20 protein-coding genes are annotated in these 24,212 nt (G+C 39.2%); 8 read left to right on the forward strand and 12 right to left on the reverse strand.

Annotated features, from left to right (window positions below):
- Nucleotides 1-4: 4 nt before the first annotated feature.
- The 12 genes from HEQ28_RS11965 to HEQ28_RS12020 all read right to left on the reverse strand — a co-directional run bounded on the left by HEQ28_RS11965 (nt 5) and on the right by HEQ28_RS12020 (nt 11,326).
- Nucleotides 5-559: a helix-turn-helix domain-containing protein gene (locus tag HEQ28_RS11965; protein ID WP_434502722.1), complete on the reverse strand. Its 555-nt coding sequence runs from the start codon at nt 557-559 to the stop codon at nt 5-7.
- A 150-nt stretch (nt 560-709) separates the two neighbouring features.
- Nucleotides 710-1,501 (reverse strand): pyrroline-5-carboxylate reductase, encoded by a 792-nt coding sequence (gene proC / locus HEQ28_RS11970; protein ID WP_434502724.1) that lies wholly within the window; start codon nt 1,499-1,501, stop codon nt 710-712.
- Between the two features lie 7 nt (nt 1,502-1,508).
- Nucleotides 1,509-2,651, reverse strand: a complete 1,143-nt coding sequence (locus tag HEQ28_RS11975; protein ID WP_434502725.1) for an aspartate aminotransferase family protein — start codon at nt 2,649-2,651, stop codon at nt 1,509-1,511.
- Nucleotides 2,652-2,668: 17 nt separating this feature from the next.
- Nucleotides 2,669-3,670 (reverse strand): N-acetyl-gamma-glutamyl-phosphate reductase, encoded by a 1,002-nt coding sequence (argC, locus tag HEQ28_RS11980; protein WP_434502727.1) that lies wholly within the window; start codon nt 3,668-3,670, stop codon nt 2,669-2,671.
- Between the two features lie 2 nt (nt 3,671-3,672).
- On the reverse strand, nt 3,673-3,864 hold the full coding sequence (locus HEQ28_RS11985; protein ID WP_434502728.1) for a PspC domain-containing protein: 192 nt from the start codon (nt 3,862-3,864) through the stop codon (nt 3,673-3,675).
- A gap of 104 nt (nt 3,865-3,968) precedes the next feature.
- Nucleotides 3,969-5,168, reverse strand: coding sequence for an argininosuccinate synthase (locus tag HEQ28_RS11990; protein WP_434502730.1), 1,200 nt, complete (start codon nt 5,166-5,168; stop codon nt 3,969-3,971).
- An 18-nt stretch (nt 5,169-5,186) separates the two neighbouring features.
- Nucleotides 5,187-5,777 (reverse strand): GNAT family N-acetyltransferase, encoded by a 591-nt coding sequence (locus tag HEQ28_RS11995; RefSeq protein WP_434502732.1) that lies wholly within the window; start codon nt 5,775-5,777, stop codon nt 5,187-5,189.
- Between the two features lie 75 nt (nt 5,778-5,852).
- The gene (locus tag HEQ28_RS12000; protein ID WP_434502734.1) at nt 5,853-6,323 is read right to left on the reverse strand and encodes an arginine repressor; all 471 of its coding nucleotides are present in this window, start codon (nt 6,321-6,323) and stop codon (nt 5,853-5,855) included.
- A gap of 467 nt (nt 6,324-6,790) precedes the next feature.
- Nucleotides 6,791-7,741: a peptidoglycan DD-metalloendopeptidase family protein gene (locus HEQ28_RS12005; protein ID WP_434502735.1), complete on the reverse strand. Its 951-nt coding sequence runs from the start codon at nt 7,739-7,741 to the stop codon at nt 6,791-6,793.
- A gap of 219 nt (nt 7,742-7,960) precedes the next feature.
- The gene (gene recG / locus HEQ28_RS12010) at nt 7,961-10,063 is read right to left on the reverse strand and encodes an ATP-dependent DNA helicase RecG (protein ID WP_434502737.1); all 2,103 of its coding nucleotides are present in this window, start codon (nt 10,061-10,063) and stop codon (nt 7,961-7,963) included.
- A 12-nt stretch (nt 10,064-10,075) separates the two neighbouring features.
- On the reverse strand, nt 10,076-10,756 hold the full coding sequence (locus HEQ28_RS12015) for a 2-C-methyl-D-erythritol 4-phosphate cytidylyltransferase (RefSeq protein ID WP_434502738.1): 681 nt from the start codon (nt 10,754-10,756) through the stop codon (nt 10,076-10,078).
- Between the two features lie 3 nt (nt 10,757-10,759).
- A complete protein-coding gene (locus HEQ28_RS12020; protein ID WP_434502740.1) occupies nt 10,760-11,326 on the reverse strand; it encodes a DJ-1 family glyoxalase III in 567 nt (188 codons plus the stop codon).
- A 63-nt stretch (nt 11,327-11,389) separates the two neighbouring features.
- On the opposite strand from HEQ28_RS12020, the gene HEQ28_RS12025 reads away from it, so the two are divergent.
- From HEQ28_RS12025 to HEQ28_RS12060, 8 genes are all read left to right on the forward strand, one after another.
- Nucleotides 11,390-12,217, forward strand: coding sequence for an NAD kinase (locus HEQ28_RS12025; RefSeq protein WP_434502742.1), 828 nt, complete (start codon nt 11,390-11,392; stop codon nt 12,215-12,217).
- A gap of 26 nt (nt 12,218-12,243) precedes the next feature.
- Nucleotides 12,244-13,914, forward strand: a complete 1,671-nt coding sequence (locus HEQ28_RS12030) for an ABC transporter ATP-binding protein (RefSeq protein WP_434502744.1) — start codon at nt 12,244-12,246, stop codon at nt 13,912-13,914.
- Nucleotides 13,915-13,971: 57 nt separating this feature from the next.
- On the forward strand, nt 13,972-14,691 hold the full coding sequence (locus HEQ28_RS12035; RefSeq protein ID WP_434502746.1) for an ABC transporter ATP-binding protein: 720 nt from the start codon (nt 13,972-13,974) through the stop codon (nt 14,689-14,691).
- Between the two features lie 13 nt (nt 14,692-14,704).
- A complete protein-coding gene (locus tag HEQ28_RS12040; RefSeq protein WP_434502748.1) occupies nt 14,705-15,964 on the forward strand; it encodes an ABC transporter permease in 1,260 nt (419 codons plus the stop codon).
- 1 nt (nt 15,965) lies between these two features.
- Nucleotides 15,966-17,210, forward strand: coding sequence for an ABC transporter permease (locus HEQ28_RS12045; protein WP_434502750.1), 1,245 nt, complete (start codon nt 15,966-15,968; stop codon nt 17,208-17,210).
- A gap of 30 nt (nt 17,211-17,240) precedes the next feature.
- The gene (locus tag HEQ28_RS12050; protein ID WP_434502752.1) at nt 17,241-18,368 is read left to right on the forward strand and encodes an efflux RND transporter periplasmic adaptor subunit; all 1,128 of its coding nucleotides are present in this window, start codon (nt 17,241-17,243) and stop codon (nt 18,366-18,368) included.
- A gap of 1,389 nt (nt 18,369-19,757) precedes the next feature.
- The gene (locus HEQ28_RS12055) at nt 19,758-21,095 is read left to right on the forward strand and encodes a glycoside hydrolase family 28 protein (protein ID WP_434502754.1); all 1,338 of its coding nucleotides are present in this window, start codon (nt 19,758-19,760) and stop codon (nt 21,093-21,095) included.
- A gap of 109 nt (nt 21,096-21,204) precedes the next feature.
- The gene (locus HEQ28_RS12060; RefSeq protein ID WP_434502756.1) at nt 21,205-24,204 is read left to right on the forward strand and encodes a SusC/RagA family TonB-linked outer membrane protein; all 3,000 of its coding nucleotides are present in this window, start codon (nt 21,205-21,207) and stop codon (nt 24,202-24,204) included.
- The last annotated feature ends 8 nt before the right edge of the window (nt 24,205-24,212 follow it).

Consider the following 24,212-nt stretch of genomic DNA (forward strand, 5'->3'; position numbering starts at 1 on the left):
TTATTTAGTTTACAACACAAAGAAACTTAGCTGGTTCATTTTCCAGCGCTCTCATGCAGTGAGGTACTTTGGCATCAAAGTAGATGCTGTCACCTTTTCTAAGAACTAAAACTTTCTTGTCGATAGTGAGTTCCAACACGCCTTCAAGTACAAAGTCAAATTCCTGACCGTCGTGCGTGTTCTTATTGTTTTTCTTGTTTCCTGGCATAGGGTCTACCTGCACAAGGAATGGATCCATTTTTCTTCCTTTGAATCCGCTTGCAAGAGTCTGATACATGTATTTATCTCCACGATCAATTTCAGGAGCCTGTTTGTCTCTTGTAAGATAGTAACTGTTCATGCGTGGTTCTTCTCCGAAAAGGAGAACATCCAAGTCAATTCCGTAACGTTTTGAAATCTTAGATAGTCGATAGACAGAAGGGTCAGCTTCGCCAGCCTCAATCTTCAAGTAGTGCTCGACGGTTATTCCGCAGAGTTTTGCAACTTCTTCTGTCGGAATGTTTAGCACATCACGAAGACCTCTCAGTCTCTCGCCAATTTGTTTTATTGATTCTTCCATAATTAATGGTTTGATAATTTCGTTACGCCAAAATTACGAAAACTTTTGCTATTAATGTATTTCAAGAGCGTTTTATTTCCAAGCAACGCTAATTATCTTTTTAATTATGCTCAAATGCATATTAATGTGCAATCTTTCATTGCCATAAGTCTATTTAAGCCCAGCTTTCAGTCCACGGATCACAGCACTTGTAAATCCTGCATGTTCCATTTCGTTTAGTCCCCTTATAGTTAGTCCACCAGGGGTGGTCACCTTATCAATTTCTGCTTCTGGGTGATTACCATTAGCTTGAAGCAACTCTACAGCTCCTTTCACTGTCTGCAACACGATGTCTTTAGCAACGTCTGCCTTGAATCCAAGTTCAACTCCACCTTCAGATGCAGCCCTGAAATATCTCATTGCATATGCAATTCCGCAACTTGCCAATGTTGTTCCAGCTCCAAGATGCTGTTCATCGGTAATATATGTCTGTCCAACATTATCGAATATTCCCTTCACTATGTTTGTCTGCTCATCAGTGGCATTACATGGAACGATGAAAGTCATACTAGCCTTTACAGCTATTGCTATGTTTGGAATTATTTGGAATATGGCTGGTTTGTCATAACCAGAACTTTTTTCCATCCATTCATACAATTGCGACGAAGGAATTCCTGCAGCCATGTTAACGATTAACTGCTTTTTATAGTCAAGTATAGGTTTGATTTCTTCTATTACTTTTTCAACGAGCCAAGGTTTCACGACAATAGCCACGATGTCTGCGTCTATTGCGGCAGCCTTGTTGTCAGTAGTGATGCTTGCGCCCATTGAGGCGAATTTTTCCAGTTTGTCTGTATGTGGATTGGCAACGGTAATGTCTGCAGCATTTATGCTGTCGCTTTTCAGCAATCCTTCAGCAAATGCTCCACCCATTGCGCCTGCGCCAATTATTGATATTTTCATGATGTTCCTATAATTCGTTTAACACTGTTTCAAGACGTTGTATGAAGTCATCCACATTGTCTCTTGTAAGGCATAATGGTGGCAGAATTCTCAAAATGTCGGTTGATGAGCAACCTGTGAAGCAATGTTGCTCGTGGATGAGCTTGTTTCTTACTTCCTTGTGTGGAATGTCAAGAACAACACCAACCATAAGACCCTGTCCTCGCACACTTTTGATGTGTGTTGTGCGCTGTTGCAGTTGTCTAAGTTCATCCATGAGGTATTCACCCACCAAGTGAGCATTTTCAACAAGTCCTTCTTTCTCAAACACATCTAGTACAGCAAGAGCTGCTGTACATGCCAGGTGGTTACCTCCGAAAGTAGTTCCAAGCTGTCCGTAGATAGGTTCAAAGTCGGGTGAAATAAGTATTCCTCCCATTGGGAATCCGTTACCGATTCCCTTGGCTACAGATATTATGTCAGGACGAATGCCTAACCATTGGTGAGCGAAGAATTTTCCGCTTCGTCCGTAGCCGCATTGTATTTCGTCACAAATAAGTATGGAGCCGTATTTTTTGCAGGCTTTCTGCAATCCCTGTGCAAATTCAGGCGTAACCATGTTTACACCGCCTACACCCTGAATACATTCTAATATGCATGCACATACATCACCCTTCGCTAGTTCTTTTTCCCATGCTTCAAGGTCGTTGAGGGGAAGAAACGTTACGTGATTGTTATCATTTATGGGAGCGATGATTTTAGGGTTGTTTGTCACCTCTACGGCGAGAGATGTTCGTCCGTGAAAAGCCTTTTCAAAAGAGAGCACACGCTTGCGCCCGTTTTTAAATGAAGCTAGTTTCAGTGCGTTCTCGTTGGCTTCTGCACCACTGTTGATAAGAAAAAACTGATAGTCTTCATATCCGCTTATCTTTCCAAGTCGTTCAGCTAGTTCCACTTGTAACTTATTGATTACCGAGTTGCTGTAGAAACCAAGAGCGTTAAGTTGCTTTGTCATCATTTCAACATAGTGAGGATGACTATGCCCTATACTTATTACGGCATGTCCACCGTAGAGATCAAGATATTCCTGACCTTTGTCATCCCAAACATTTACTCCTTTGCCTTTGACAATATTTATGTCAAAAAGCGGATACACATCAAATAGTTTCATATTTTTCTCTCCTTATGTTAAAATGCCGAAGGCTTTAGTTTCAAGCCCGTCGTCTGGTCAATGCCAAACATAATATTCATATTCTGTACAGCCTGTCCAACAGCGCCTTTTAGTAGGTTGTCTATGCATGATGTAACTAAAAGTTTATTATCTATCTTTTCGCAGTGCACTAGAGCCTTGTTAGTGTTTACAACTTGCTTAAGGTCTAATGGCTTATCCACATAGTGTGTAAACTTTGCGTTTTTGTAGAATTCCTTATATCCATTCACAATCGTCTCGATATCAACATCAGTCTTTATAACTTCAGTCGCGAATATTCCTCTTGCAAAATCGCCACGATAGGGGATAAAGTCAATGCTTGCATCAAGATAGCTTTGTACCTGCTTTAAGCTTTCCTTTATTTCTGGTATATGTTGATGCTTAAAGGCTTTGTAGATACTAATGTTGTTGTTACGCCATGAGAAGTGGGTCGTTGATCCGGGCTTTTGCCCAGCACCAGTGCTACCCGTGATAGCATTCACTGTGACATCATCGTTTATTAATTGCATATGGGCTGCTGGAAGCAGTCCCAATTGTATGCAAGTTGCGAAACATCCTGGATTTGCAACATGATTTGCATGTGCAATCTTACTTTCATTTATTTCTGGAAGTCCGTAAACAAAGTCGTGAGATTTGGAAGTTGGATGCTGTGTATAGACTGTATTCTTAGGTTGTAATCTGAAGTCCTGTGCTAAGTCTATCACCTTTACTCCTTCAGGAATATCATGCTCGCTCATGTAGGCTTCACTCTTTCCGTGTCCGAAACAGAAAAATACTACGTCAACTTTATCAAAATCTGTTTCTGCAGTAAACTTTAATTCTGTTTCTCCGTATAATCCTTCATGAACATCGGCAACATGGTTGCCAGCATTACTTTCACTGTTGGCAAAAACTATTTTAGCCTCTGGGTGATTTATCAGAAGGCGAATAAGTTCGCCTCCTGTATAGCCCGCAGCTCCAAGTATTCCAATTCTAATCATATCTAATATTTCCTAGGTACAATCAACCATGCAATTATGTATAGAATTACACCGCTGAAAATTGTTGTTACGGTGAAAAACGTATACACAAGTCTTACTAATGTGGGGTCAAGGTCAAAAAACTCTGCTATTCCACCACATACTCCAGCAATAACACGATCGCTTGAACGATAAATTTTTCTTTCGTTTGACATACTTCTTTTCTTTTTATGTTTATTTTTATTATAGACGTTTCATTAATTAGAAAAGTTGCAGTCAAATACTTCATTTATATAAATAATCTCGCTTGAGACAGATATTATCTTATTTCGTCTGGATGCATTCCGTAGTAAACTCTTAGAGGAGTGGAACTTACTTTTATAAATCCCTTTGCATCTTCAGCTGTCCATCCGTGCTGCATCTCTCCATATTCTCCCAGTTTAGACTTGGTAAGGTCATCTTTAGAGTCTATACCAACTGTTTGGAAACCATAAGGACGTAGTTTGAGAATTGCAGTACCATTAACGTTGCGTTGTGATGATGTCAACATAGCCTCAATATCTGGCATTACAGGTTCTAGGTACTGACTTTCGTGCAAGAACATCCCATACCAATTACCTATTTGGTCTTTCCAATACTGTTGCCATTTACTTAAAGTACTCTTTTCGAGTAATCGGTGAGCTTCGATTATAAGCTTAGGAGCGGCTGCCTCAAAACCAACACGTCCTTTAATTCCGATAATAGTGTCGCCAACATTGCAGTCTCTGCCGATAGCATAAGCTGCACCAATTTCTTCAATCTTTTGTATGGCTTGTATCTTATCAGAGAATTTCTCTCCGTTTACGGCTGTGATCTCACCTTTCTCGAAAGTAATTTTTAGGTCACTCTCATCTTCATTGATCACATGTTTTAGATAAGCTTCTTCTGGAAGTCCCTGTGTAGGGTCTAAAATCTCACCACCACAGATACTCGTTCCCCAAATACCAACGTTGTAGCTGTATTTAAGTTTAGTGAAGTCGGCAAAGAAACCATGTTCGTTGAGATAGTCTACTTCTTCCTTTCTAGTTAACGCCTTGTCGCGTGTTAGTGTGATAATCTCTACACCTGGTGCCATTACAAGGAATGTCATGTCGAAACGAATTTGGTCGTTGCCTGCACCAGTACTACCGTGTGCTATTGCGTCAGCACCAATCTCGTTGGCGTACCGTGCCGTGGCTATGGCTTGGAAAATACGCTCAGAACTTACTGATATTGGGTAACAGTTATTACGCATTACATTACCGAAAATCATGTATTTCAGACTTTTCTCGTAATATTCCTTTGTAACGTCAAGTGTGATATATTTCACTGCGCCCAATTTATATGCGTTTTCCTCATTACTCTTCAGTTGTTCTTCGCTGAAACCGCCTGTGTTTGCGCATGCTGCATAAACATCCCATCCGTCTTGAGTGAGCTTCATAACTGTATATGATGTGTCAAGACCTCCTGAAAAGGCGACAACTACTTTCTTGTTTGCCATAATTCCTTAATTTTATAATCAGTCATTTATATTCTTAATTTTCTCCAATACGTCTGCTGGAAGCTTTGCGGGTAAATCCCGTTCAGGGTCGAATAGCATCGCTGTACAAATACAGTAACGACGATTTGTACGGTGTAGGACATCGGCGTTTATACATCCCTCGCATCCTCTCCAGAAACTCTCGTCATCTGTAAGGTCATTGAATGTGACAGGAAGATATCCGAGTTGTGTATTCATCTTCATTACAGCCGAACCGCTTGTAAGAGAGAATATCTTTGCGTGTGGCCATCGCTTTCTAGCCAAAGTGAATGTGACGTTCTTGATTTTTTTTGCAAGTCCAAGACCACGAAATTCTGGATGGACGATCAATCCTGATGTTGTCACATATTGTTTGTTTCCCCAGGTCTCAATATAGCTGAACCCTGCAAACTTATCACCTTGGAGGGCAATAACCGCTTTGGTTTCCCTCATCTTAGTTGCCACGTATTCTGGTGAACGCTTTGCGATACCAGTCCCGCGCACTTTAGCTGCTTCCGCAATAGTTTCTAGTATGATGTCGACGTACTTGATATGGCTTTCGTCGGCAACCATTACCTTGATTTCTTCCATTTCTTTACTCTTCTGTATTCATTTCCCACACTGATTTGTGTTCAGTGCTATCATAATGTTTTCGTCTTTTTTCTTTTAGAGACTTATAATCCCGTTAAGACTCTCTTTTACATCTTCTGGAGTTGTGCCTTCTTTTATTACTATAAATATGGTGTCGTCGCCAGCAATAGTTCCGATGATCTGTGGAATATCGCTACTATCTATGTTATAAGCAATACTGCTGGCGTAACCTGGACGTGTCTTTATTATTCCCATGTTGCCAGAAAAGTTAATAGAAACAAATCCAGGAGTCATCATCATCTCTGTAGGAGATAGTGGCTTGTGTATGCGCTTGTACATTGTTTCATTTGGCAGTACGTAGACATATTTGCCATTCATACTTGCTGCCTTTGCAACTTTCAACTGCTTGAGGTCGCGGCTCAATGTAGCCTGGGTTAGCAGGAATCCTTCAACCTTGAGTGCCTGCAACACTTCTTCCTGATTACTTAGCTCCTTACTTGAAATAAGCATCTTCAGGGCTTCTAATCTGCTAGCTTTTACTTTCATAACGTGTATTTTTATTCAACTTTATGTTTGCAAATATACAACTTTATGTATTAACTTCCAAATATATTTGCATAAAAATAACGTAATGAGCGATATTTTGTTGTTTTTAACCACTTTTTGAACATAAATATACATACTGATTGTATATTTAAACTTATAATAGTTATGCATTATTTGCATAATAACATATAATGCATTACTTATATTCACAAGTTACAACTTGTGTTATTTATTAAATTAATTCTTTTTCTTACTTTTAATAGATTGCACATATTGATTTATTAAAAGCTTTTTAATTTTATAATAACTATTTGAAGATTGATGTGTATTTGTTATAACTTAAGAAATAGTATAAAAAAAAGATGGAGAGTGCTTGAACACTCTCCATCTTTTTTCTCAATACTTAAGGAGATTTTAAATCAGATAATCCTTAAATGTTTTATGTAAAAATAAACCGAAAATTTGTCTTATGAATATCTTAGGATTTGTCCTGGACGTACGTGAGATTTAGAACTTAAGTGGTTCAACTGACAAATCTTATCAATACTTACACCACGTTTTTTAGAAATAGACTGTATTGTTTCACCAGCCTTAACCTTGTGATAAAGTATTTCTGCGCTGTTTTCTTGGATGTGTCCATTATATCTGCCAAGTTCACCATCCTGTACGAGATCACGAGTGTAGCCACCGTTACCAATCTTACCACGAGTACGTGTTGCGTCAGCAGATTCTCTATCGTATGTGCTTGAATTATAAACGAAATAATCTCCAGTTACATCTTGATTGCGGAAATCAAACAACAAAGCTGGATTAAGAGCGACTCCACAGAGACGAGTCTCAAAGTGTAGATGCGAACCGGTACTTCTACCAGTATTTCCACCCAATCCAATAACTTCTCCTGCTCTTACAGTTTGGTTTTCTGAAACTAGTTGGTCTGAAAGATGACCGTAAATAGTTTCTAATCCGTTAGAATGTCTTATAACAATGTATTTTCCATAGCCTGCTGCTTCATATCTTACGATTCTTACTTTTCCGCTAAATGCAGCGCGAATAGAGTCACCGATATAAACCTTTATGTCAAGTCCCTTATGTGGGCGTCCCCAACGACTTCCAAAGTTGCTTGTTACAACTCTACTTGGGGTAGGCATGCAGAAATGTCTTAAATCAATTTTAAAAGAATCTGGCATTTCTGTTTTGTGATGTGCGTATCTGTTGTCCCAATCATTGTATAAGTCTGCAGCTGGGGACTGAACTTTTTCTCGCTCAATAATGCTCTTTAATGCCAATGTGTCGACTGCTTTCATCTTACGGTCTATCGGAGCCTGACGTGCCAAGAGATCTTGACCATGGGATGGTAATGCCGTTAGCGCAAACAATGCGACTATATAAAATTTATTAATATTCTTTTTTAAATTCATAATCTGATTCTTAGGTTTAAAACCACTGATGGATCAATAAAAATTAATCCAAATGGAATTAACGATGTACGGAAAATGAGCACCGTTAAATATCAAAAGCGTTACAAAGATAACAAAAATATTGCAAAGTTGTTTCTCTATTAACGTATTTTATTGCACTTTTAACAATCTCTTTGCTACCGTTGGATAGCAATTCAGCCCCCTAAGCATCAATGTGCGCTAAGATATTGCAGCCCAATTCACATTAGTTTTTCTTAACTCTTTTAGTCTGTTCCAAAGCATTTTGTATTCTACTTTTTCACATGTGGGGTCATTATCTATTATTTTTTGAGCTTCATCACGTGCCATTTGCACTATCTGACCGTCACGAGCTATGTCTGCTATCTTCAGATCGAAAGCTATTCCGCTTTGCTGCGTTCCCTCAAGATCTCCAGGACCGCGTAGCTTTAAGTCTGCTTCAGCAATTCTGAATCCATCGTTTGTGTCGCACATGATGTCTATACGCTTGCGTGTTTCTTCACCAAGTTTGTAGCTTGTTACTAGTATGCAGAAAGACTGTTTTGCCCCACGTCCTACGCGTCCACGAAGCTGATGTAGTTGCGAAAGTCCGAATCTTTGTGCGTCAAGAATTACCATTACCGATGCGTTGGGAACGTTCACTCCTACTTCGATAACAGTTGTCGCAACAAGAATTTGAGTATCCCCGTTTACGAATTTGCGCATTTCCTCTTCCTTCTCTTTAGATTTCATCTTGCCATGAACCTTGCTTATATTGAACTCAGGAAATATCTCTTTAAGTGATTCATAACCGTTTTCCAGATTCTTGAGGTCGGTCTTTTCATTTTCTTTGATCAAAGGAAATACAATGTATACCTGTCTTCCTTGGTTAATCTGTTGGCGTATTCCACTATACAGACTTGTCATTTGTGTGTCAAATTTGTGTGTTGTGATTATAGGCTTTCTACCAGGTGGAAGTTCGTCTATTACGCTCACGTCAAGGTCGCCGTAGATAGTCATAGCCAAAGTTCTTGGAATCGGTGTCGCTGTCATAACCAGCATATGTGGCGGATTCTCGCTTTTAGCCCATAGTCTAGCCCTTTGTGCTACTCCGAATCGGTGTTGCTCGTCAACTATTGCCAGACCAAGATGTGCGAATTGCACAGTGTCTTCTATTACAGCGTGCGTACCTATAAGTATTTTTACATCGCCTTTTGCTAGTCCCTCTAAAACGTCTTTTCGTCTTTTACCTTTAACGATTCCAGTAAGAAGTTCCACGCGAATATCCATTCCCGCAAGAAATTCTTTTATAGTATTGAAGTGCTGTTCAGCTAGTATTTCGGTTGGAGCCATTATACAAGTCTGGAAATTGTTGTCAATGGCGATAAGCATTGAGAGCAGCGCCACTAATGTTTTACCCGATCCAACGTCACCTTGCAACAGTCTGTTCATTTGTCTTCCACCAGCCATGTCTGCCCGAATCTCGTGCATCACTCTCTTTTGTGCTCCAGTGAGTTCAAACTTTAGATTATTCTTGTAAAAATAGTTGAAGTTGCTGCCTACGTGTTGGAATATGTAACCACGATATTTGCGACGATGGTCACTTGCATATCTTAATATGTTGAGTTGAACATAAAACAATTCTTCGAATTTCAACCTTAACTGTGCATGTTGCAATTCATCAATACTCTTTGGATAATGGATATCTCTGAAAGCGCTTTCACGTCCGATAAGGTGTAACGGTACGGTTATGAATGGTGGAAGTGTTTCGGGCAAAGAACTTTCTGGAATTTTAGCAATCAGTGTTTTAGTTATTTTTTCTATTGCACGGCTTGTCATTCCGCAGTTCTTCATCTTCTCAGTAGTAGAGTAATATGGCTGCATTCCCATTTCTGAAAGTTGCAGATCCTCTGTCTTCTCAATCTCAGGGTGAGCAAACTGATATCGCCCACCATATACTGTGGGCTTGCCGAATACAATATATTCAGTGCCTACCTTATATGTCTTATAAATGTATTGAGTACCTCGAAACCATACTAAGTCAACAACTCCGTGACCGTCGGAGAAATGAGCCACGATGCGCTTGCGCCTAGCACCCATAGCAAATTCCTCAAAACTAAGTATTCTTCCCTTTATCTGAACGAAAGGCATTGTACCGTTAAGTTCGTTGATATTATATATCTTACTGCGGTCCACATATTTATATGGATAGTATTCCAGCAGGTCACGCCACGTTGCTATATTGAGTTCTTTACTCAATATCTCCTTTCGTTTCGGACCCACTCCGGGCAGATACATGATGTCTTGATCTAGAATACCAGTCAAAGTATATGGATTTTATTTTTGTTGTGATTTCAATAAAGCCTCTGCTACGATAATGTCAAAAGGCGTAGTGATTTTGATGTTCTCGCGATTGCCTTCTACCATTGTTGCTTGGCAGCCAAGAGACTCAACAACTGATGCATCATCTGTAAATGACTCTTGATAGTCGGCATTGTATGCTTGCTTCAGCAGTTGTATGTCAAACACCTGTGGAGTTTGAACTACCCTATAGTCGCTACGCATAACATTCTTTCCACCACCTTGCTTATCTACATATCTTATAGTGTCAGTAACAGGCATTACTGGAATAGCAGCGAAGTCGTCTCTTGCAGTTTCAAAGCAGTTTTCTATTACCTCTTTAGATGCGAAAGGTCTTACTCCGTCATGAATACCTGCAACTCCAATCTCTTCGTCAGGAATTGCGGCCAGTCCGTTTCGTGAAGATTCAAAGCGGGTATCGCCACCGTTAACAATTGTGTGGTTTACTTCAAAGTTGTGTTCTGTGCACAGTTGCTTCCAATACTCCTGTTGGCTTTGCGGAAGAACAAGGATGATTCCCAATTCAGGATTGTATTCGTGAAATCTTTCAATTGTGCGCATGAGAATAGGTTTACCACCAATAGACAGAAACTGTTTTGGAATATCAGCTCCCATTCTCATGCCTTTGCCTCCTGCAACGATAATAATGTAATCCATCGCTTATTTATTCATTAAGTGGGTGTATTGCATCTTCTCCTGCAGGTCTTCGGTTGCCTTTTCGCCAACGAAGAAGCTAAGAATCTTATAAGCGTATGGCAATGTTGCAGCGGGTCCTTCGCCGGTGATTATATTACCGTCAATCTGAAATAGTTCTGCTGTATAATGAGCTTCTGTCATATATTTCTGAAACCCTGGTGAGCATGTAGCTTTTTTACCTTTAAGTAATCCAAGTCCTCCAAGTACCATTGGGGCGGCACATATTGCACCTATTCGCTTACCTTTGGCATTTTGTTCAAGCAATACATCTTTCAATAAAGTATGGTTGTTGAGGTTTGTTGCCCCAGGCATTCCTCCGGGCAAAAGCATCATGTCGGCATCGTCGAAGTTGCTAATGTCTTCAAATTTCAAGTCAGCCTTGATAGTGACTCCATGTGAAGTCTCAACAAGTTCACTTCCCGTAATACTTACGGTTTTAATGTCCACACCGCCTCTTCTTAGGATGTCAACGGGAGCCAGTCCTTCGATTTCTTCGAAGCCGTCTGCCAAAAATTCATATACTTTTGCCATAGTTCTTAATTATTTTCTTTATATTTGCAAAAATAATAATAAAAATTGAAACAACAAAATATTATGTCTGAACGTAAATTAGTATTTGCTGTTTTTGGCAATGAATGCAAGTGTGTCGAGATAGCACAATACATTGAAAGAATAGAAAAGTATTTAGACTGCCATAATGCCGATGTACTGATAGAACCTGTTGATTTCGATAATGCCGACTTCGTGATATCTCTTGGTGGTGATGGAACGTTTCTTCGTGCTGCCAGTAGAGTTGGTGACCGTCAAATTCCAATTATCGGTGTGAACATGGGAAGACTAGGATTTCTAGCTGATGTTCTGCCGAGTGAAATTGAAGAGACGCTTGATAAAATGTTAGCAGGAAATTATATGATAGAAAACCACACTGTGATAAAAATGGAGACTGACGGTGAACCTATTATGGGTAGCCCGTTTGCACTCAACGATATTGCGGTGCTGAAGCTTGACTCAGCATCTATGATTAGCATCAGGTCACATATAAATGGTGACTTTTTGGTTAATTATCAAGCTGATGGACTCGTTATTTCCACACCTACAGGCAGCACAGCTTATAATCTTTCTAATGGTGGTCCTATAATAGTTCCTCAAAGCGGCAGCCTCTGCATTACTCCCGTTGCACCACATAGTCTTAACATACGCCCAATTGTAATCAATGATACAAGTGTGATTGAGCTTGAAGTGGAATCACGATCACATAATTTTCTCGTTGCTATTGATGGACGAAGCGAGAAACTTGATGAATGCACAAAACTCAGAATAATCAAGGCTCCGTATTGCGTAAAGATTGTGAAATTAAAAAATAAACGCTACTTCTCTACGCTACACGAAAAAATGATGTGGGGAGCAGATACCAGACAATAGTCTGCCTCATAAGAATATTAAATGCAATGAAATTCAAAAAACTACTCCGCATACCAGATTATAAATATGACACAAAGACTCTGCTGAAATGGCTTTGGCAGGCTTGGAGGGGCAATCAGCTGCAAGCTGTGCTTAATGCTTCTATAGGCTTGTTTTCTGTAGGCGTGAGTCTAGCTCAGGTTTGGGCTGTGAAGCATGCTATAGATGTAGCCAGTGGTACGTTGGAGGGTAGTATATATTGGTCTGTGGCTATAATCGCCATGTTCATATTGTGTGACTTCGCTTTAAATATTTCGGGAATATGGATAAAAAATATCCTTGGAATAAAGGCGCAGAACAAGATGCAACAGCGCATTCTTGATCGCATTCTGCATTCAGAATGGCACGGAAGAGAAAGTCATCATTCTGGAGACGTACTAAATAGACTGGAGTTTGATGTTAACAATGTTGTTACTTTCCTCACCGAAACTATTCCAAATACTTTGTCGGTGATAGCTATGTTTCTAGGTGCATTCTTTTATCTGTTTTCAATGGATAAAATTCTGGCAGTAATTGTAATAGCTATATTCCCAATGTTTCTTGCCGTGAGCAAGATTTATGTTGGACAGATGAGGAGACTCACGCGTAAGGTGCGCGATAGTGATAGTAAGGTGCAAAGTGTATTGCAGGAAACTATTCAAAATCGCATGCTTATAAAAACTCTTGAGAGTGATGACGTGATGGTTGATAGATTAGAGAACACGCAGAGTGAACTAAGACAGAATGTAGTAAAGCGTACTAAGTTTAACATTTTCAGCAACTTCATTGTAAACTTCGGTTTTGCTTTTGGTTATCTTTTCGCATTTCTTTGGGCTGCACTCAGAATGTCTCTGCATACATTGACATTTGGAGGAATGACGGCTTTTCTGCAATTAGTTAATAAAATACAGACTCCAGCAAGAAGTCTTACTAAATTAGTACCAGATTTCGTTAGTGTGTTTACTGCTGTTGAACGATTGATGGAATTGGAAGAAGATCCGCTGGAGGAACAAGGTGAACCTATTGAAATGAAGTCACCTTGTGGAATAAGATTGGAAAATGTAAGTTACGGATATTCTGATAAGGATGGAAACGTGATAGATAATCTCAACTTTGATTTCACCCCAGGCAGTTGTACTGCCATACTAGGAGAGACTGGAGCGGGTAAAACAACTCTCATACGTTTAATTCTAGCATTACTTCAACCACAATCCGGCTCGGTATCTATATATAATAAGGTAAACAGTCAGGAACTTTCACCTTGTCACCGTTGTAATTTTGTGTATGTTCCGCAGGGAAATACACTCATGAGTGGCACAATCCGTGACAATATTCGCTTAGGAAGATTAAATGCCACAGATGAAGAAATACAGGAGGCACTGCATAAAAGTTGTGCCGACTTTGTGGAGGAGTTGCCTGATGGACTAAACACGCTCTGTTCAGAACAGGGGGGTGGACTCAGTGAGGGACAAGCCCAGCGTATTGCTATTGCAAGAAGTCTGCTACGTGACCGTTCAATAATGCTTTTTGATGAAGCTACCAGCGCTCTGGATCCTGATACAGAACGTCAACTTCTTCACAACATATTAGCATGTCACGATAAGACTGTGATCTTTATCACACATCGTCCAGCAGTTATGAATTATTGTGATCAAACGTTGAAAATAGAGAAAATATAAATATATTTATGTGTCAAAGGCAACTTTTTGCCAAAGTCTCACGTCTAATGAAAGAATATGATTCACTTAAAAGACATTAATAAGACCTACCGTGGAGCACAGCCGTTGCATGTGCTTAAAGGCATCGACCTTGATATTGAGGAGGGAGAGTTTGTCTCTATCATGGGAGCTTCGGGTTCTGGTAAGTCCACGTTGCTCAATATCCTTGGTATACTCGATAACTATGACAGTGGCGAGTATTTTCTCGGCGATACATTGATAAAAGATCTCTCTGAGACTCGTGCTGCAGAATATCGCAACCGCATGATTGGATTTATCTTTCAAAGTTTTAATCTTATTGGATTCAAAACTGCTGTTGAAAATGTAGAGCTACCTCTATTTTATCAGGGTGTTGGACGAAAGAAAAGACATCAGTTAGCAATGGAATATCTTGAACGATTGGGGCTGTTGCCTTGGGCAGAACATTATCCTAATGAAATGTCGGGCGGACAGAAGCAGCGTGTGGCAATAGCTCGTGCGCTCATAACCCAACCACGAATAATTCTAGCTGATGAACCTACTGGAGCTTTGGACAGTAAGACTTCTGTTGAAGTGATGCAACTGCTGAAGAAACTCAATGAAGAAGAACACAAAACTATTGTTGTGGTAACACATGAGAGTGGAGTTGCTAATGAAACAAACAAAATTGTGCATATCACTGATGGACTTATTGGTAAGATAGAGGAAAATCTTGATCATCACGCTTCGCCATTTGGAATAAATGGAGTGATGAAATAAACTGTGACAGCCTATGCGTGATATTATAACTGAAATATGGTCTACTGCCAAGCGCAATAAACTGCGTACCGCACTCACCGGCTTTGCTGTTGCGTGGGGAATCTTCATGCTGATATTTCTTCTTGGTGCTGGTAACGGACTTATTAATGCCACAGAACAAAACTCAGGTAAATTTCTTTCAAACTCTATGGTTGTATATGGTGGTCGTACTTCTAAGGCTTACAAAGGCTTGAAGGAAGGTAGAAGTATAGCTCTTAACAATAGGGATATGAAAACCACTGATGAAAGCTTTCGTGCAAATGTTGACAAGATGGGTGCAAGCATTCAGCAGAGTGGTGTGAACATTTCTGTTGGTGATAATTATATCAGTACAACTTTGAGTGGAGTCTATCCAAATGAACAGCAAATTAATAAGATAGAAATGCTTCACGGCAGATATGTAAATGATATTGATAATTCCAATTCCAGAAAAGTTCTTGTTTTGAGTGAGGACCAAGCCAAGGAACTTATGCCTGGACATATTGAAGACCTTATAGGAAGATATGTAGATGTTGGACCGTTCGGCTTCAGAATCGTTGGTATATATAAGGCTGACCAAAGCGGACAAAATGCTAATGCTTATTCAGCATTCAATACTGTACGTACAATATATAATAGAGGTGATTCTACTGATGAAATCTCTTTCTCCTTTCATGGATTGAAGACTGAACAGGATAATGAAGCCTTTGAGAAGCGATATAAGGCAAAATTGAATACAAACCACAGTGCTGCACCTGATGATGGTGAGTCTATATGGTTGTGGAATAGATTTACACAGTCTTTGCAAATGGCAACCGGTACAAGTGTAATTCGTACCGCCTTGTGGGTTATCGGATTGTTTACGTTGTTAAGCGGTATAGTTGGAGTTTCAAATATAATGCTGATAACAGTAAAGGAACGCACACGTGAGTTTGGCATTCGTAAGGCTATAGGCGCAAGTCCATGGTCAATATTGCGGCTTATTATTATAGAGAGTATCATTATCACAACGTTATTTGGCTACATAGGAATGCTACTTGGTATTGCTGCCAATGAATACATGGATGCTACAATTGGTCACATGAAGGTTGACTCAGGTTTGTTCACCGCAACAATGTTTGTTAATCCTACAGTGGGACTTGATGTTTGTATAAACGCCACATTAGTAATGATTATAGCTGGTACGGTAGCTGGACTTATTCCAGCACGTAAGGCAGCTAAAATACGACCTATTGAGGCATTAAGGGCAGAGTAATATGAGATTAGACTTTGATACATATAAGGAAATCCTTGATACGCTGACGCGAAACAAGAGCCGTTCGTTTCTTACCGGATTCGGAGTGTTCTGGGGCGTGTTTATGCTTGTGGGACTTATCGGAGGTGGTAATGGACTGAAAGAAATACTATCTAATAATTTCGAAGGTTTTGCTACAAATTCTGCAATCGTCTTTGCCCAACCTACCACAAAGCCCTATGACGGTTATCGTAAAGGGCGTAAATGGAATATGGATTATAACGATGTTAAAAGGTTGAAGGCTCAGGTGCCTGAACTAGACATTGTAACACCTATGCTTAGTGGATGGGGCAGTAAAGTAACCTTTAAAGATAAAAAAACGTCTTGCTCTGTAAAGGGCTTGCTTCCAGATTACGCAAAGGTTGAGTCTCCAAAAATTTATTATGGCAGATACCTTAATTCAATGGATATGCAACAGCACCGAAAGGTGTGTGTACTTGGAAAGAAAATCTATAAGAATCTCTTTCCTGGGGGAGGTGATCCTTGTGGACAACTGGTGAGAATAGACTCTATTTACTATAGTGTTGTTGGAATTGACTACAGTTCCGGAAACATGAGTATCAATGGTAGGGCAGAGGAGAGCGTTGTTATTCCGCTAACTCTGATGCAGAAGGCTTATAATTATGGTAATCAGGTTCACCTCATTTGTGTAACAGCTAAACGTGGTGTAAAGATGAGTACAATTACTCAGAAGATGAGAGATGTGATAGCTCGTTCGCATTCTGTTTCTCCGTCTGATGAGAAGGCGATAACTGTATTTAATACAGAGGTCATGTTTGGAATGCTCGATAATCTGTTTTCGGGTGTCAACTTCCTTATATGGCTTGTCGGCATAGGTACTCTACTTGCCGGTGCTATTGGCGTTTCCAATATTATGATGGTTACTGTGCGTGAACGTACTATAGAAATTGGTATTCGACGTGCGATAGGTGCGACGCCAAAGAGCATACTAGGACAGATTATCAGTGAGAGTATCATCCTGACTTCGGTAGCTGGTATGAGTGGTATCTTTTTCGCAGTAGTGATTTTACAATTAGCTGAAATGGCTAATACAACAGATGGCATTGTGACTTCACATTTTCAAATAGGCTTCTGGACAGCTATTGGTGCAGTCGTAATTCTCAGTATCCTTGGCGTACTAGCTGGATTGGCTCCTGCTTTCAGGGCAATGTCAATCAAACCAGTTGACGCCATGCGTGACGAATAATTTATAATAAGAAATCAAGCATAAGAATATATGAAAAAGTATTTTAAGTTTATTGTCGCAGGCATTATTGCTTTGCTTTTTATAGGAACATTTGTTTTCCTTTGGGCCAAGTCACGTCCACAGGCTGTGGAATATGACGAGTTTACCCCTACCGTGAGAGATATCCGCAAGACAACTGTCGTTACGGGAAAGATTGAACCAAGAAACGAGGTCAATGTGAAACCACAGATTAGTGGTATCATTACCCAGTTAATGAAGGAAGCTGGTCAGACAGTACAGGCTGGCGAGATAATTGCTAAGATAAAAGTAATTCCTGATATGGGGCAACTCAGTAGTGCGCAAGCTCGCGTCCGTCTTGCTGGTGTAAATATAAAGCAAACGAAGATTGATTATCTGCGTGAGAAAGCACTCTTTGATAAGGGACTCGTAAGCGCAGATGAATATGATAAGATTCGCCAATCTTATCGTCAGTCACAAGAGGAAGTTAGAGCTGCATCTGATAATTTGGAAGTTGTTCGTGACGGCGTTTCTCGTAGTAATGCCAACACGAGTTCAACGCTCATACGCTCAACAATCAGTGGACTTGTACTTAATGTTCCTGTAAAAGTAGGAAATACTGTTATCTTGAGTAATACTTTTAATGACGGAACAACTATTGCAACTGTTGCTAATATGAACGATCTTATATTCCGTGGAAATATTGACGAAACAGAAGTTGGAAGTCTTGTCACAGGAATGCCAATGAAGATTACTATTGGTGCTTTACAGGATGAAAAACTTGAAGCCAGTCTTGAATATATTTCTCCTAAGGCTGTTGAAAGCAATGGTGCTAACCAGTTTGAATTAAAGGCTGCTGTAAGAGGTGTCGATGGTAATAGAATTCGTTCAGGTTACAGTGCTAATGCTGAGATTGTACTTGCTCAGGCAAACCATGTATTGTCTGTTCCTGAGAGTGCTATTGAGTTTCAGGGCAACGCTACCTATGTTTATGTCGTTAAGGTAGTTGGCAAAAACAAAACTTATGAGCGTCGCCGTGTAGTTACTGGTCTAAGTGATGGTATAAATATTGAAATAAAGAGTGGCATCACATTGAAGGATAAAATACGTGGTCCAAAGAAAGTCGCTGATACTCCAGATAATTCAGAAGACAAACAGTAGACTATAAGACATTTTAGTATATAAAATTCTTGTAAATTCTTAAAGAGTTTACAAGAATTTTTGTTTTTGCCCACACGGTAAGGTGGTGAAATCAGATTTACGTATTGTGAGTCTTCCCTGTGTTCTTAATGTTTTTTAGCTACGAAGCTACGGCATCTCTGGGAATGCCTATAAACAAAGGACTTACCAAAACGTAGCTTGCAGGATTTAGCTACGTCAAGCTACGTTCTAGCTACGTCAATTTGTGTAGTTTTAAAGATGAAATGTATTCTATGAGTGAATTTGTCAAAGAACTGTTGACTGCATCTGAGGAACTGAGGAGGTATAAATAGAGACAGTAAACGAGAGCAGAATTTCCAAGCTTGTTTAAGTATTCTGCTGAATTCCACTGAATTCTCGGCAAAGATACTGCAAATTTTTTGTCCATGCAATCAGATTTAGGTTAGCCTGTTAGCCAAAGTTTTAAATACTTGAAACTACACATCATAATACACGTGCGCACGTATGCGCACACTCTGAGTTTTTCGTAAAAACAAGTGTCAAAGTGTCTATCCGTTGAGCATCAAATTGTTAGAATACTTTTCGGGTCGATTGAAGTGTCGGTTATTCGTCGGTAAAATATGGGTAAAGAATTTCATCATGTTGCATAGCACTTTACGAAGTTTTTCGTTGCGTTTTGCGATGTTTTGCAATCCGTTTTACGATGAAATGCAGTGCGTTTTACGAAGCAATAGGAGGTAAAACATCGTAGAAACGTTTGCGTTTCTATATGGAATGAGTTGCATTTCTATATAGAAACGTATGGAAAGCTTGAAATTTGACCGTCAGGTCACCGTCACTTTATTTAGTCTAATTGGTCGATAAAATATTGATATTCATTAAGTTGACACTTCGACACTTATATTTTTCAAAACCCTAAGTGTGCGCGTGCCTACGCGTACATTATATAAACAGAAATAGCTAACGTAGCTAAAACGTAGCTCATCGAAGCTAAATAGCCCTAGCTACGTTTCGGTAAGCCCTTTGTTTATAGGCATTTCCCGAGATGCCGTAGCTTCGTAGCTAAAAAACACCAAAAACGCAGGGAAGACAGCCTAAATGTACAAAATCCAAATCGTCACATAGAAATCTCGGCTCTAAATATTTAATTTATCATACGTTACAGCTAAAAGCTGCTCATTTTAAGTGGGCACTATGTCAACGAATATGTAGAATCTCAATATTTTAATTATATTTTTGATGTTCATGGTTGTTTTACCAACTTTATTAAATTATCACTTGATTTTTCAGAAAGAACAATATTTTGTCATAAATGAAGAAAAACGCGAAAAGTTTGTTGCATATTTAAAAAAAATGTTATCTTTGCCACGAAACTTTCAACATTTGTCCATGATTCGCATTACGAGGAAAACATTTCTACTAACTACCATATTCCTTGTCTTGACACTTTTCGTCAAGGCGGAGAGTGTTTATAACGTAATGTCTTATGGTGCAAAAGGTAATGGTGTCGCCGATGATGCTTCTGCAATACAAAAAGCAATAGATAAATGTGAGCATAGTGGTGGTGGAATAGTTTTGTTCCCATCTAATCATGTTTTTATTTCAGGTCCATTACAGTTAAAGTCAAATGTAGAACTTCATCTTCAAGCAACCGCTACACTGAAGGCCAATCCTGACGAGAAGATTTATCGTATAAGCGCATTTGGAAAGAACCAAGGTGAGGGCATGTTGTGGATATGGGCAAACAATGCTGATAATATTTCTATCACAGGAAAGGGATGTATTCATGGAAACGGAATCAGTTTTATGGGTAAGGAACTTGATGATAGTTATGAATTAAAGCCTGTGACAACTTTTGATCCGCGTCCCCATGTTCTTAGTCTTACAGATGTTCGTAATCTCACTATAAAGGATGTTACAATACGTGAAGGCGCATATTGGACAGTGCATCTTATTGGATGTGACGGTGCTGTGATTGACGGAATAAATTTGCTTAACAATTTAAAAATCCGTAATGGTGACGGAATAGATATTGACCATAGTAAGAATATTCGCATTGCCAATTGTCACATTACAAGCGGTGATGATGCAATTTGTCTGAAAAATAGACGTGAGTTTCAGCAATATGGTTCATGCCATGATATCATGGTTACCAACTGCGTAATGGAAAGTCGTAGCTGCACTGTAAAAATAGGGTCTGAGAATATGGATTCTATTTACAATGTCACAGTTGATAATTGTATAATTAAAGGCAGCAATCGTGGACTAGGAATACAAAATCGTGATGAAGGAACAGTAACGAATGTGATGTTCTCTAATATCATCTTAGACTGTAGGTTGTGGAGTGATGTTTGGTGGGGAAAAGCTGAACCTATTTATGTTACGAGTTATCCACGTGCCAATGGTAATAATAAGGACGCTAATTGGCGATTCCCGAAGGGACAAACAGAGGGTCGCTCTGGAGAAGTAAGCAATATTTACTTTAATAATATTGTAGCAATATCAGAGAATGGATGTTTTATTGGTGGAGACACAAAAGAGAAAGTAAACAACGTCTACTTTAATAATGTGGTACTGAAAAAAACAAGACAAACAAAATATGACACAGGCATTTATGATAAGCGCCCATGTCGTGGAGATGGCTATGTATATAATAATCTGGATGCTATAGTGACCGAGAACGTTGCGACTTTGGATACAACAGGCGTAAAAGCCTATGGATTCTGATTTTTTTTGACGTATCTTAATCTAATCGAAATATAAAATTAAGATTGCTGTAATGTTACAGTGATACTTTTGCACCTAAAATGATATAATAACTTTTTAACAGACAATTATGCGTAGAGTACAAAACCTAATCCGGGGAAACTGTAAGCGAGTCATTGCTTCAGCTTTTCTTCTACTTTTAAGTACAATAGCATTTGCACAAAGTAAAATCACGGGTACCGTAAAGGATGCCAGTGGTGAACCGCTTATCGGTGTAAGTGTTGTTGAAGTCGGAACAACAAACGGAACTGTTACCGACATAGATGGTAACTATGTGTTGAATGTAAAGCCTGGAGCAAAGCTCAAGGTTTCGTATGTGGGATTTACTCCACAGGAAATTAAAGCTGGCAATAATGGTCAGGTTATATTGAAAGAAGATAACAAGACCCTTAACGAGGTCGTAGTAGTTGGTTACGGTACAATGCGCCGTAAGGACGTAACAAGTTCTATCACTACAGTTAAGTCAGAAGACTTGAATGTCGGTGTGTTCTCTGATGCTGCAAGTATGTTGCAGGGTAAGGTAGCTGGTTTGGTAGTAACATCAAGTGGTGACCCTAACGGATCTCCTAGTATTACTCTTCGTGGTGCATCTTCACTACGCTCAGGAGAGGGAATGCAGCCATACTATGTAATTGATGGAATTCCAGGTGTAGATATTTCTATGGTTGCTCCTGATGATATTGAGAGCATAGACGTACTTCGTGATGCTACAGCTACAGCTATCTATGGTTCAAAGGCTGCCAACGGTGTTATAATCATTACAACAAAGAGTGGTAAAAATGGTAAAGATCGCACAAGCGTAACATATTCTGGTTATGTAGCTTTCGATAATGCCTTGAAGACCTTGGATATGGCTACGGCTGATGATATTCGTAATTATGTGACGGCAAATAAATTGGATTATGCCTATGATGGTAAATCAAATACAAACTGGCAGGATCAAGTCCTTCGCACAGGTGTAAGCCATAATCATAATTTGTCTATTAATGGAGGTTCAAACAAGACTACTTATGTAGCTAGTGTAAACTTTGCTAATCGTGAGGGTGTTGTTGAGGGGTCAGGTATGAATCGTTTGAATGTTCGTTCTTTGATTACAACAAAAGTTCTTAAAGATCGCTTGGAACTTTCAACAGGTGTAAATGCCTTATACGCAAAGCATAAGGGGGTACCTAGTGGAACGGATGGTGAGTCTGTTCTTGATGCCATGAACTATTACAATCCAACATTGCCAATTACAAACAGTGATGGTACCTGGTCTCAAGGTTCTGGTTCTCAAAATTACAACCCACTTTCGTTGATTAATGAAGACACCTCAGAAACGATGTACAAACGTATGCAATTTATTGGTAAGGCAAGTCTGAAGATTATTGATGGATTTGTTTGGAACATGAACTATTCTTACAATAATTCGCAGAGTACATACAGTTCTTATGATTCTCATAATTCTCAGCTTCCAGGATTGAAAGATAAGAATGGTAACGCCACTCGTAGTACATATTTTGATAATTCTCAGACTTTTGAGACTTATGGAAACTATGATAAGACTTTCAATAAGGTTCATAAACTATCATTGATGGCTGGTTATTCTTGGGAAGAGAAAAATAATAATGACGGTTTTGGTCTTACTGTTCACAACTTTTTTGATGATAATTTAAAGTATAACAACCTGACTTACGCTGGTGCTATTGATGGAATGCGTTCTGTTCAGAGTGGAACAAAAGAAACTATTCGTAATATTTCTTTCTATGGTCGTTTAAGTTATTCTTATAATAGCAAATATATGCTACAAGCTACAATCCGTCGTGACGGTTCTTCTGTATTTGGCAATGGTCATAAATGGGGAACATTCCCTTCTGTAAGTGTAGCTTGGAATGTTACCGAAGAGCCATTTATGAAAAACCAAAATGTATTCTCTAATTTGAAACTTCGTGTTGGTTATGGTGTAAGTGGTAATGCGCTTGGATTTGGTGCTTATTCTGCTGTAGGTACTTATGGTTCGGCAGGTACTTATAATCCATACAACGGAAGTACCTATGTAACCCTAAATGCTACTAAATTGGCAAATCCTGATTTGAAATGGGAGTCAACAGGTATGTTAAATATTGGTGTTGATTATGCTTTAGCAGGTGGTCGTATTAATGGTTCTATTGAATTTTATAATAAGAAAACAAAAGATTTAATTTGGAATTATCCTGTTTCTCCTTATATCTATCCATTTAATCAAATTGCAGCAAATGTTGGAGAAATAACAAATACTGGTGTCGAATTCTCTTTGAATGCAACCGCAATAAAGACAAAGAACTTTACATGGAATACTACTCTAAACTTGTCACATAACAAGAATAAAGTGAACAAATTGTCTAACAGCTTATATCAAACATCTACATTTGGACAGGGTGATCCTAGTGTAGCAGGTGTTTCTGCTAATGGTTTTACTCAACGTGTTATGGAAGGCGAAGCTCTCGGTACATTCTATACTTATGAATTTGCGGGTTATGATGCTAATGGTAAGTCTTCTTATTATGTTCACGATGCAACAACTGGTAAGCGTACTGGTGAAGTGACAAATTCTCCAGCATATAAGGACCGTACTATTACAGGCTGTGCACAGCCTAAGTTGAATCTTGGTTGGAACAATACTTTTAATTACAAAAATTGGAATGCCGACATGTTCTTCACAGGCGTATTTGGTAATAAAATTTATAATGGTACACGTGCTCATTACACAGCTCCTGATTTCTTCTCTGGTGGCAAAAATGTGTTGAAGGAATTTATTACAGATCGTCCTGTAACGGATAATCTTTCAAATATACCATCTGACCGCTTTATCGAAAATGGAAGTTACCTTCGTTTGCAGAGTCTTTCAATTGGCTATACATTCAAAAAGTGTAATGATTGGATTCAGTCAGCACAGGTTTATGTAACTTGCAATAATGTATTTACGATAACAAGTTATAAGGGACTTGACCCAGAAGTTAATTTGGGAGGAATTGATCCAGGTGTTGATTACCGTTGGAACAACTATCCTCACACACGTACAATTTTAGTTGGTATGAAAGTCAATTTCTAAATTTTAAA

The sequence above is a fragment of the Prevotella sp. genome (assembly GCF_051059605.1).
Lineage (GTDB): Bacteria > Bacteroidota > Bacteroidia > Bacteroidales > Bacteroidaceae > Prevotella.